An 11814-nucleotide genomic window follows, 5' to 3' on the forward strand; every position below is an offset into this window, starting at 1 on the left:
GGCCCTTTCCCGGCTTGCCCGTTCGGAGCAGAGTGCCGCGAGGAACCGACATGGTCATGGCCGGGGGAGACGTTCGGCAGACGCACCGCCTTCGGGCGATGTCACCACCGCAGCTCCGCCGGGCTGGCCGGCTGCTCGCCGCCCTCACCCCGTTGACGCCGGCCGGGCTGTCGGCGCTCGCCACCGACCCGGGCTTCACGACGCCCGCCGACGCGGCCGCCCTCCTGGTGCCGGCGGCCGCCCTGCTCACCCTCGCGGTACTGCGGGCCGGCCGGCGGTCGGTGGTCCTCGGCGCCCTCTGCGGCACGGTGCTGCCGGCCGTGCCGGGCGCCGCGTTCGCGGACGAGCTGCTGCGGCGCCGGGGCGTCGACACGGAGGTCGTCGTCACGGCCGCGCACCGCACGACGAGCCTGTTCGGCGGCTCCGACTGGACCTGCGACCTCCGCCGCACCGACGGCCGCCCCCTCCCGCACGCCGCCCTCACCGGGAGCCTCTGCCCGGGCCCGGAACAGATCGGCCGCACCGCGACCGTCACCGTGGACCCGACCGGCTGGACGCCCCCGACCTCCACCGACCCGGGCAGCTGGGACCGCACCGACCTCGCCCCGGCCGTCGCCCTCCTCGTCGCCACCACCGCCCGCTGGTCCTGGCTCGCCCTCTCCCCCACCCGCAGCCGCCTCACGCGCCTTCGGGGCCCGGTGAGCACGTGCCGTCGGCTACGGACGGGCCGCCTTGATGCGGCCCCGGAGTCGTAGACGATCGCGTTCACGCGCCGTGCCGCTCCGCGATCCGGCGGACCGGCCCATGAGCTCGTCGACCCGCGCCGAAGCGGTCCGGCGCTCCTCGGCTCGGCCTTCTCGCTCATATTCCAAGTTCACCCGGAACACCCGCCCCGGCCATGGGGTTGGATGAGGGCATGGCTTCTCGTGCACGTGTCCGCGCCCCCGAGCTGGTGGGTGCCGGTGGATGGCTCAACACAGGCGGCAAGGATCTTTCGCTGGCGGATTTCTGCGGCAAGATCGTGATTGCCGACTTCTGGACGTCCTACACAATGTAGGGATCTCCAGAGGGGGCGTACGTGCACCACCGCACCCTGTGTGACCTGTACCTTCGACTGTCCTTGGACCGGGACGGCAAGACAGCGATCGAACGCCAGGAAGCCGACTGCCGCGCATGGGCCGAGCGCAACGGCCTGACGGTCCGCAAGGTCCACATCGACCGGGGGCGCTCCGGCTACAAGGACGTTGAGCGCAAGGGGTTCGACTCCGCCCTTGTCGCCGTCACGGCGGGCGTCGTCGGGACGCTGATCGTATGGAAGCTGGACCGGCTGTCCCGCAAGGGCATCGGCCAGGTCGGCAAGGTCCTGGACGACATCGAGAAGGCGGGCGGCCGACTGGTCTCCGTCGTGGACGGTCTCGACACCTCGAACGACTCAGCCCGCATGGTCGTCGCCATGCTCGCCGAACTCGCCCGCTCCGAGTCGAAGAACCTCGGCACCCGCGTGGCCCACGCGAAGCGGCACCTGCGCCGACAGGGCCAGTGGATCGGCGGACAGCCGCCGTACGGGTTGCTGGTCAACCCCGGCACGAAGAAGCTGGTGCACGACCCCGAGACGGCCGTCTACGCCCGACTGATCGCGGATGACGCGCTGGCCGGCAAGTCCCTGGTGCAGATCGCCCGGCTGCTCAACGAGTACGACATTCCCGCAGCGCGAGGCGGCCAGTGGAACGCCGCGAGCATCATGAATCTGCTCAAGTCCCCAGCCTTCGCCGGTCTGATGCCGGAGACGGAATCCGTCGAAGCCGAGGACGGCAGCCGAAAGTTCACGAGCCGCGTGTTCCCGTACCGGCACCCCGAGACACTCGACACCGTGAGCATCGGCGAAGGCATCATCACCGTCGGCGAACGCGAGCGGATCATCCGGCAGTTGGAAGCCCGGACACGCATGCAGGCCGGCAAGCGGATGCCGAAGCCGGTCGGCACCGCGCTGCTCACGGGCATGGTGTTCTGCGACGTACCTGGCTGCGGACGCCGGATGCACAAGGTCGGCGGCAGCTACCAGTGCATGGCCCGACGTGCGGGCAACCAGTGCCCCGGCGCGAACGCGGTGGCCGACCGCGTGGACCAGTACGTCTCGGAGTGGTTCCTCTCGCTGCTCCCGACACTCGAACCGAACGACCCGCTGTTGGTCGCCATCGCCGACCGGTGGGTGAAGAAGGCCGACCCCGAGATGTTCGCCAAGCGCGACGCCATCACCGACGAGATCGCCGACCAGGAAGCCCGGTTGTCGGACCTGGAAGACGCGCGGTACCTGCGCGGCGAGTTCGACCGTCCGGGAGCGCTTGAGCGCTACCAGCGGCTTGCGGACCGTCTTCAGAGCCGCATCGACGGCCTTCGCGCCGACCTTGCCTCGCTGCCACTCCCCGCAGTCGACATCTCCCCGTTGCTGGACGAAGAACTGCTGCGCCCCGCCTGGGAGGCATCGACGCACGAGCAGAAGCGGGACCGCCTGTCTCTCGCCATAGACGGAGTGTTCATCAGCAAGGGCGAGCGGGGGAAGCGGTTCGTGCCGGAGCAGCGCGTCCGAGTCAAGTGGGCTGAGATCAAGGACTAGTTACCGTCCGCCAGGCAGTCCAAAGCTCCATCCAGCCCCGCTCGGCCTTCCAGTGGCCGGGCGGGGTTCTTCACGCGCGCACGTGGCCGGCCAGCCGTTCCCGGTGGTGGGGTGACGGACAGCATCGTGTTTTCTCTTCCCCCTTGTCTTTATTTGTTTGTTTTGCTCTCTCTTTTCACCTAAACATGGCCTGACCTGTTGTTCTTCGACAGCGGGGAGTCACTTGGAGACTGGTGATTGGTCCTTTTTGGTCCACTTTGGCTCCCCTCTTGCACAACAGCGGGGTTGAAGTGACTGCACATTTTCAAGTGGGGGACCCTTGGGAAAGTACATGGATGACGCTCTCGCCCGCCGGGCGTGGGACGCCGCCGCATTCGCAGCCTCACAGCAAGGCGCACCGGCCGTGCCGTTCACGTGGAGCGGGACACAGTGGGAGACGCCGGGCGGGGAGTGGCGCGACCTGCCACTGATCCGCCGGGGCATGGGCGAGTGGCTGGCGAACCTGGCAGGATGGCTGCGGTACGAGAACTACGAAGCCATGAAGATCGCCGAACGAAAGGCCGAGCTGGAGCGGGACGCGACGAGATTCGAGCTGGACGCGCGCCTGGCCCTCACGGATGCGGGGGCCAGGGCATACGCGCAGCGCCAGGTCTACGCGCTACGTAGCGAGGCTGCTGGGATCGACGTTCCACCGATGACCGTGGAGCTGGTGGAGATCGAAGCGATGGAAGCACTGTCGGGCGAGATGCTGTCGGCCACCGACACGCGCGCCACTCAACTCCTCTCGTTGGCTTCGCAGTTCGATTCCTTCCGAGCACCGATGCGCGATCCGGCCGACTGGGTGTCACACCTGGCTCCCGCTCCGCGCAGCGAACACGTGCGCACTTCATTGGCGTGGGAGGCGTTCACGGCAGCGGAGCCGGCGTTGGCCGGGGCGCTCGGAAGCCGGACGGGCAAGCGCCTGCTGTTCGCGGCGATGGACAAGCGGTTCGGCGCCAGGCGCAAGCTCGGCGGCTACGACGGCTGGCGGGGCGTGACGCTGGGCGCGTGACGGGTGCGAGGGCGGCGATCGGCAGGGAGAGCGTTCACCGTCCTCGCGACTTCCAGGCTTTGCGCGAGCCGCCCCAGGCGGGTACCCCCCTTCGCACTGTGCAGCAACCGGCAGGGAGGGAAAACTCTCGTGCGGCCTATCGGACTGTTTTCGCGGAGCGGTGACGCAGGGTCACCCAATCACCGTGTCTCAGAAACGATGGTTTGCGAGACGGCTGCGAATGGGCTGCGAAGGGGGCCCTTTGGATGTTTAAAACCCGTCTCAAAACGTATCGCAACCACTTGAAGTTATGAGACGAGTTATGAGACATTCTGGTCATGGCGAAGAACACGGGACACCTGATCGGCTACGCGCGCGTCTCCACCGACGACCAGGAGGCGCAGCTTCAGCGCGACGCGCTCACGGAGGCGGGTTGCGCGCGGATCTTCACGGACAAGGCATCGGGCAAGAACACCGACCGTCCGGAGCTTACCGCTGTCCTGGACTACCTGCGCCCGGGTGACACCCTGTGCGTGTGGAAGCTGGACCGCTTCGCCCGTTCGCTGATCGACCTGGTGACGATGGTGGACGCGCTGTCGGTCCGGGGCATCGGCTTCAAGGTGCTGACGGGTGCGCTGGCGAGCATCGACCCGAACACGCCCGACGGCCGCCTGATGCTCCAAGTGGTGGGCGCGATGGCAGAGTTTGAGCGGAGCCTGATCAAGGACCGCACCAGGGCCGGCCTGGAGGCCGCCAAGGCGCAAGGCCGCACCGGCGGTCGGCCGAACGTGCTGGACGCCGACAAGTTGGTTGCGGCCAGAGCCCGTAGGGCGAACGGCGAGAGCGTGACAGCTATCGCCAAGGCGCTCAACGTGAGCCGCGCAACCCTGTACCGCCACCTCGGCCAGGAGTGAATGCCGCCGTTTTTTCCAGTAGCGTCGCCACTGCAAGCTGCAATGACCTGTGGAACTCGTCATCAGCCATCGCTGAGCACTACCGGCCGCCTCGGCACGACCCAGAGGCGACCCAGAGTGAGCGCCTTTACAGTCTGCCAAGCAAAGTCACTGCTCGGGTTTGCCACCTTGGCTGATGCGCCCAGCGCTAGCCCTCCACGGCACCTTGGTCCGTGCCCGGTCCGGATCTTGCTCTCAGCGACCAGTTGCAGGTCACGCCCCTAGGGCCTCGATCTGGCGCAACAACGAAACCATCTCAGGATCCAGCTCGTCAGGTCGGGCGTTGCTTGCAATGGCATCGAAGGAGGTTGCTTTCAGCCCTCGGGCCTGAAGCTCTCGATTCAAACCTGAGAGAACTTCCTTCGGAGGGCAGAAATTGTACCGATAGGAGGAATGGGCCCACTTCTGCCGAAATTCGACAAGTCCCGCCTCGTTAATCGTTGCTACGCTCCGTCCAGTCGACTTCTCCGCCTCCTGGCGCTCGAAAAGAAGTCGAGCAATGATCTTGTCTTCCATTCCAATCATGATCCCATCGAGAATGGATTCGATCTCCTCGATCGGACACTTCACAAGGCGGGAGATTGCGGAAGGAATAATCAGATAGCTCTCAAGTTCCTTCTTCTTCCAAACGTGAGCATTGACATCTACGGCAGCAAACTTTCCGACCACATCGTCGACCTGAATAGTGGTCCGATAGTCCCGGTCAAGGATGACCATGGCCTTGACGGAGTCCGAAAGGAACTCCCGCAGGAACCAGCCAAATGCCTGGGCCTGCTCCCACTTCGTATAGCCATTCATCGGGACGATCGCCAAGGAAATCTCTTCCGAGAGCCTTCCCAGGCCAAGGTTCCTCGCGAGGCGCTTGAGAATTCGAGTGTCTTTCCCCTCAACAAAGAGGACACCTCGGGCCCTGAGCGCCTTCGCCATCGCCAGGTTGAACGAAGTTCCCAGCGCGGCATCAAGCTCAACCAGTGTTCCATCCTGCGGGGCCCGAACGGCTGAACGCCTCGATTTATCAACCCAGACGATTGAACCCCTGTCGGCCTCGGCGAGCACCTCCGTGGAGTGAGTCGCCAAAATCACCTGCGATTCCATGGATTCCAGCATTCGAATCAGTCGGCGCTGAAGATCGGCATGGAGAAATACCTCAGGCTCATCCAAAACCAAGGTCGGCAGACCCTGGGCGCGATAAATGTGCAGAAGCAGCTGCAGCCAGATCTGCACTCCGTCTCCGGCCCAGACAAGCTCCTTTTCAACCCCACTGCCAAGCTCGGTGAAGAAGACATCAATGCTCGAAGTGTCGTAGCGAAGAAACGGCTCCTTGAGTCGAATTCCAGCCAGCCATGGCGATGCAAAGCTCAGAAAATCATCCCACTTACCCAATTTGACAAGGAGTCGAAGCTGATTTCTGAAGTGTCGACTACTAAGCCTTCCGGAAAGATTTTTCTGGACGGTAGAGTCTTCAAGAATTGGCTCCTCATGCTCAAGGGGGGAAAGAGTAGGGATGACTCCAATGGTAGAGAAATTAGCCTTGACTGCAGCGGTCGTCCGAGGCGTATTGCCCGTCGAGTCCAGCAAATAGAAGAAAGGCCCAGGGGCATCCTCGTAGGGTGATACTTCAGGCCATGCGACTCGAAGCTTGCATCCATTTTTCCAGCGAAGCTCAAGGCTTGTTTCGCTATCTCGGAAATTATGGCGAACGCTCTCATTTAGTGCAGCGAAATCTCGAACGGGAAGCGGGTAAGTCTGATACCAGAAGCCGCCATGTGAGTTAGGCATTGAAGGCTTCACTCGCTTGGCTAAGCGCAAGCACGCTTCCGCGAGGCGCAACGCGGCGAGAACGGTACTCTTGCCGGCGCTGTTCGGGCCTACCAGCAGGGATGTCTGACGGAAGTTGATGCTGAAGGTGCTGAATGCCTTGAAGTTCTTCAGCTTGAGATCCTTGATCAACTAACGCCCCTCGCCCAGCCATCACACATTTAGCAAACCACCTGGTGTGGACCGTCCTACCATGCCAACAAGCCCTCTCGCCATGCGAATTGCATGTCTGCGTCTGCCTCTGGTACTGCGGCCTGGGCTAGCCAGCGCTGTCCAGCCCGGGCGGCGAAGCGGTTTTGGCCGGTGTTCTGTCTGGTCTGGGTCCGAGCATGATCGGAGGGCCGTAAGCTTGCCCGCGATCTTGGGCAGGTTCCTCGCCGTCCCATGCCCCACAGCGATCACCACAACGGTGGGCCCCGCTCTCGTACTCGCCGACTCTCCCTTCGAGAGAGGGCCGAGGTATAGGACGGAGCCTCATGGGCCTCACGGCGTGCTCGCTCAACCGGGCCTCAATTTGAGGGGCCACCGACAGGGCACTACGAAAGTTCGGCACGTTGCTGCCCTGCGATCCCGGCCCCAGCTCGCTGTACGCGCCCTGGGTGTGACCCCGTTTTTTGTCGGGCCAGTCATGGGCAACTCTCGCGGTAGGTCGCCCACAGCTCTCCGGTGCCATCGGATGACCCGTCGTGCCCGTAATGGTCGGACTCATCCAGGACGCGAAGCACTTCAAGGTGCAAGTCACCCGCAAGGGGCACCACGCGGAAGCTGAGTTGTACGCCGCCCGCCACCTGCGACACACGCACCTGCTCGCCCGTCAGGGCAACGAACTGGGCAGCCGCATCCCAAGCCCGACTCAGCGCATCCGTCACCGCGCCGGAGCCGTACGTTCCAGCGGGGCGAGTTCGCCCAGCGTGGTGATGCTCTCCCGTCCATCCCGCAGACGTCGGACAAAGACGCCGCAGGCATGTACCGCCATCACCCGCACCGGCTGCTCGGAGCGCTGGTCGTAGGCCGCTCCACCTTCCTGGGGCTCCCACTGCTCAGGAGTGCTCATCCGCCCACCTCGCAGCATCTCCGAAGAACGGGAACACCATCGGCTCGCCGTCGGGCCGAGTGACGAGACTGTCGGCATCGGCGCAGTCGGCCAAGCCCCAGAGATCTGTCAGCAGTGCGCCAGGTTCTGCCGGCGCGGGCACCACTCTGTAGCGCTGATGGGGCGTCGCGGGCATGGGCTGCTCCTCCGTCCGATCGGTCCACGGCCCACACTTGCGCGCCCTCTCGGACGAATTCGGCGCGTAGGTAGGACAGTTGGACCGTCACGACGCTAGGTTCGGAAAAGGCCCAAACGTCCCTGGGGGAAGTCTTGAACGCCGCCTTACGATCGGCTATGTCCGCCGCTGGCCTCTCGCCACGTCAGTTGGCGGGCCGGGTAGGAGTGTCAGGCAAGACCGTTGAACGGTGGTTGTCCGACGGGCGGCTGATTCCCCACGCCCGCAACCGCGAGGACGCCGCCAAGGCGCTGGGAGTTGACTCAACAATGCTGTGGCCGAAGGTAGTTCGGGACGCACTCAAAACGGGCCCGGACCGGGAGATCATCCGGAGCTACCCCTACCGATCCTCCTGCCCGTCCACCGTGTGGGGAGATCTGATCAAGAACGCACAGGCGGATCTCTTCTTCGCCGGCTACACCAACTACTTCCTGTGGCTGGAGCAGCCCAACCTGGTGGAGAGTCTGCGACGCAAGGCAGAAGCCGGTTGCCGAGTCCGGTTCCTGCTGGGCGACCCGGATGGCGGGGTCACCCAGCAGCGAGAAGCGATCGAGAACGTGGCTCTGACGGTCTCCACGCGCATCAGAATCACCTTGGAACACCTGGCCCGCCTCGGGCCCTTGGAAGGGCTGGAAGCGCGCTTCTCCGCCCCCGAGGATGCCATGAACCACGTGAGCCTGTCCGTGTTCCGGTTCGACCGTGACGCCCTGGTCACACCACACCTCGCCCGGCTGGTGGGCCACGACTCCCCGCTGATGCACCTGCGCGGGCACGAGAGGGACGGCATGTGGTCCCGATTCACCGACCACGCGGAAGAACTCTGGGAACGAGGAACGGCAGTACCCCTCAGCTGACCCAAGCCACAGCAAACACCCAGCTCCCGGTGATGAGGACCATTGGAATTCGCACCCGGTCGGTGGGGTTTGATTGAGGCATGGCTTCTCGTGCACGTGTCCGCGCCCCCGAGTTGGTCGGCGCTGGTGGATGGCTCAACACAGGTGGCAAGGAACTCAAGCTGGCCGACCTGCGAGGTAAGTGTGTCGTACTAGACTTCTGGACGTTCTGCTGCATCAACTGTCTCCATGTCCTGGACGAGCTCCGGGAGTTGGAGGAGAAGCACCGGGACACCGTGGTGATCGTCGGGGTGCACTCGCCGAAGTTCGTGCACGAGGCCGACCACACGGCGGTGGTGGATGCGGTGGCCCGGTACGAGGTGCACCATCCGGTGTTGGACGATCCGGAGCTGGTGACGTGGAAGCAGTACGCGGTGCGGGCCTGGCCGACGCTGGTGGTGATCGACCCGGAGGGGTACGTGGTCGCGCAGCACGCGGGTGAGGGGCATGCGCACGCGATCGCGAAGCTGGTCGAGGAGCTGGAGGCGGAGCACGCGGCGAAGGGCACGCTGCGGCGCGGCGACGGGCCGTACGTGGCGCCCGAGCCGCAGGCGGGGGACCTGCGGTTCCCGGGGAAGGCGGTGCGGCTGCCGAACGGGCACTACCTGGTCGCGGATTCGGGGCACCACGCGCTGGTGGAGCTCGCGGAGGACGGCGAGCGGGTGGTGCGGCGGATCGGCGACGGGGTGCGCGGGCTGGTGGACGGCGCGGAGCCGCGGTTCAGCGAGCCGCAGGGCCTGGCGCTGGTCCCGGAGGGTCTCGGCCTCGGCTACGACGTGGTGGTGGCGGACACCGTCAACCACGCGCTGCGCGGGGTGCGGCTCGCCGACGGCTCGGTGACCACGCTGGCCGGCACCGGCCGGCAGTGGTGGCAGGGTTCGCCGACGTCCGGGGCGGCCACCGGCGTCGACCTGTCCTCGCCGTGGGACGTCGCGTTCTTCGACGGCGAGGTCTGGATCGCGATGGCCGGCGTGCACCAGCTGTGGTCGTTCGACCCGGTGGCCGGGACGGTCCAGGTCGCGGCCGGCACCACCAACGAGGGCCTGGTCGACGGCCCGGCGCCGGAGGCGTGGTTCGCCCAGCCGTCCGGCCTGGCGGTCTCCGCGGACGGCGAGCGGCTGTGGGTCGCCGACTCGGAGACGTCCTCGCTGCGCTGGGTCGCCCGCGGCACGCACGAGGTGCGCACCGCCGTCGGCACCGGCCTGTTCGACTTCGGGCACCGCGACGGCGCGGCCGAGCAGGCGCTGTTCCAGCATCCGTTGGGCGTCACCGTGCTCCCGGACGGCTCGGTCGCGGTCAGCGACACGTACAACCACGCGCTGCGCCGGTACGACCCGGCGAGCGGCGAGGTCTCCACGCTGGCCACCGATCTGCGGGAGCCGTCGGGCGCGGTGGTGGTGGACGGCGACATCGTGGTGGTGGAGTCGGCCCGGCACCGGCTGACCAGGCTGCGGCTGCCCGAGGAGGCCGTCCGGGTGGAGGCCGTCGCGCACCGCACCCGGCGCGCCGCGACCGAGGTCGCGCCGGGCACGCTCCGCCTCGACGTGGTGTTCTCCGCGCCCGCCGGCCAGAAGCTGGACGAGCGCTACGGCCCGTCGACCCGGCTGCTGGTCAGCTCCACCCCGCCCGGCCTGCTGGCGTCCGGCGCGGGCGCGGACAGCGCGCTCTCCCGCGAGCTGGTGCTCGCGGAGGGCGTGACGGAGGGCGTGCTGCACGTCTCCGCGATGGCCGCGTCCTGCGACGACGACCCGGCGATCGAGTACCCGGCCTGCCACGTCCACCAGCAGGACTGGGGCGTGCCGGTGAAGGTGGTGCCGGGCGGCGCGACGCGGCTGCCGCTGGTACTGGCGGGAATGGAGTGATCGACCGGCAGGGTGTGGGCGCGGCCCACACCCTGGCCGCCGCTCAGCCCTCCAGGAACGCCTTGATGGCGCCGGCCAGGTAGTACGGGTCCTCGGCGCCGCAGAGCTCGCGGGCGGAGTGCATGGACAGCGCCGCGATGCCGCAGTCGACGGTGGTGATGCCGAGGCGGGCGGCGGTGATCGGGCCGATGGTGGTGCCGCAGGGCATCGCGTTGTTGGAGACGAAGCTCTGCCACGGGACGCCGGCCTTCTCGCAGGCGGCGGCGAACACGGCCCGGCCGACGCCGTCGGTGGCGTACCGGTTGTTGACGTTGACCTTGAGGATCGGGCCGCCGTTGGGCAGCGGGTGGTGGCCGGGCTCGTGGCGCTCGCTGTAGTTGGGGTGGACGGCGTGCCCCATGTCGGAGGACAGGCAGACGGTGCCGGCCAGGGCGCGGGCGCGGTCCTCGGCGGTGCCGCCGCGGGCGTAGCAGGAGCGCTCCAGCACGTTGCCGAGCAGCGGGCTCTGCGCGCCGGTGTCGGACTCGCTGCCGGTCTCCTCGTGGTCGAACGCGGCGAGCACCGGGATGCAGGGCAGTTCGCCGCCGGCCTCGGCGACGGCGGCCAGCGCGGCGGTGGCGGCGTGCACGGAGAGCTGGTTGTCCAGGCGCGGGCCGGCCAGCAGTTCCCGGTCGCGGCCGAGGTAGGAGGGCGGCTGGACGTCGTGGGCCATCAGGTCCCAGCCGATGATGTCGGCGGCGTCGAGGCCGGCCTTGTCGGCGACGTACTCCAGCAGGGCGCCCTCGGTGGTGTCGCCGAGACCCCAGATCGGCGTCAGGTGGCGCTGGCGGTCGAGCTTGAGACCGTCGTTGACGCCGCGGTCGAGGTGGATGGCGAGCTGCGGGACGCGCAGCAGCGGCTCGTCCAGGTGGACCAGGCGGGTGGTGCCGTCGCGCAGGACGAGCCGGCCGGACAGCCCCAGGTCGCGGTCGAGCCAGGTGTTGAGGGGGACGCCGCCGTAGATCTCGACGGCGATCTGCCGCCAGCCGGCCGAGCCGGTGTCCGGGATGGGCTTGACCCGCAGGTTCGGCGAGTCGGTGTGGGTGCCGACCACCCGGTAGGGGGTGGCGGGGCCGGCGCCCTCGGGCACGTACCAGGCCATCAGGGCGCCGCCGCGCACCAGGTAGCGGCCGCCGCTGCCGCCGTCCCAGGCGTCCGCCTCGCGGACCTCGCGGAAGCCGACCCGCTCCAGCCGCTCGACCGCGCTCTGCACCGCGTGGTACGGGGAGGGGGAGGCGGCGAGGAAGGCGATCAGGTCGTCCGTGTGCTTCCGGTCGAAGTGGGCCGTGCGGGCGGCGGTCGACATGTTGCTCCTGGGTTGAGGGCGGCCGGGCCTG

Annotated in this window: 10 protein-coding genes; 7 read left to right on the top strand and 3 right to left on the bottom strand. The window is 67.1% G+C overall.

Translation table 11 applies throughout. The features are described 5' to 3' along the window. The first annotated feature begins 98 nt into the window (after positions 1-98). The 5 genes from CG736_RS28700 to CG736_RS28715 all read left to right on the top strand — a co-directional run bounded on the left by CG736_RS28700 (position 99) and on the right by CG736_RS28715 (position 4558). The gene (locus CG736_RS28700; protein ID WP_100589053.1) at positions 99-755 is read left to right on the top strand and encodes a hypothetical protein; all 657 of its coding nucleotides are present in this window, start codon (positions 99-101) and stop codon (positions 753-755) included. Positions 756-916: 161 nt separating this feature from the next. Then, complete coding sequence (locus CG736_RS36620) at positions 917-1057, top strand: hypothetical protein (RefSeq protein ID WP_157815782.1); 141 nt, start codon at positions 917-919, stop codon at positions 1055-1057. Between the two features lie 21 nt (positions 1058-1078). Further along, complete coding sequence (locus CG736_RS28705; protein WP_100589054.1) at positions 1079-2614, top strand: recombinase family protein; 1536 nt, start codon at positions 1079-1081, stop codon at positions 2612-2614. Positions 2615-2945: 331 nt separating this feature from the next. Next, entirely contained in the window at positions 2946-3665 is a 720-nt protein-coding gene (locus CG736_RS28710; RefSeq protein WP_100589055.1) for a hypothetical protein, read from the top strand. 317 nt (positions 3666-3982) lie between these two features. Continuing rightward, a complete protein-coding gene (locus CG736_RS28715; RefSeq protein ID WP_100589056.1) occupies positions 3983-4558 on the top strand; it encodes a recombinase family protein in 576 nt (191 codons plus the stop codon). 252 nt (positions 4559-4810) lie between these two features. On the opposite strand, the gene CG736_RS28720 is transcribed toward CG736_RS28715, so the two are convergent. After that, the gene (locus tag CG736_RS28720; protein WP_100589057.1) at positions 4811-6547 is read right to left on the bottom strand and encodes an ATP-dependent endonuclease; all 1737 of its coding nucleotides are present in this window, start codon (positions 6545-6547) and stop codon (positions 4811-4813) included. A gap of 733 nt (positions 6548-7280) precedes the next feature. Next, the gene (locus CG736_RS36625) at positions 7281-7469 is read right to left on the bottom strand and encodes a hypothetical protein (RefSeq protein WP_157815783.1); all 189 of its coding nucleotides are present in this window, start codon (positions 7467-7469) and stop codon (positions 7281-7283) included. Positions 7470-7802: 333 nt separating this feature from the next. Here CG736_RS36625 and CG736_RS28735 point away from each other — a divergent pair, with 333 nt between their 5' ends. Next, complete coding sequence (locus CG736_RS28735) at positions 7803-8537, top strand: helix-turn-helix domain-containing protein (RefSeq protein WP_100589060.1); 735 nt, start codon at positions 7803-7805, stop codon at positions 8535-8537. A gap of 80 nt (positions 8538-8617) precedes the next feature. Further along, the gene (locus CG736_RS28740) at positions 8618-10438 is read left to right on the top strand and encodes an NHL domain-containing thioredoxin family protein (protein ID WP_100589061.1); all 1821 of its coding nucleotides are present in this window, start codon (positions 8618-8620) and stop codon (positions 10436-10438) included. A 43-nt stretch (positions 10439-10481) separates the two neighbouring features. On the opposite strand, the gene CG736_RS28745 is transcribed toward CG736_RS28740, so the two are convergent. Beyond that, complete coding sequence (locus tag CG736_RS28745; RefSeq protein WP_100589062.1) at positions 10482-11783, bottom strand: M18 family aminopeptidase; 1302 nt, start codon at positions 11781-11783, stop codon at positions 10482-10484. Positions 11784-11814: the final 31 nt, after the last annotated feature.

The sequence above is a fragment of the Kitasatospora sp. CB02891 genome, assembly GCF_002803145.1.
GTDB classification, from domain to species: domain Bacteria; phylum Actinomycetota; class Actinomycetes; order Streptomycetales; family Streptomycetaceae; genus Kitasatospora; species Kitasatospora griseola.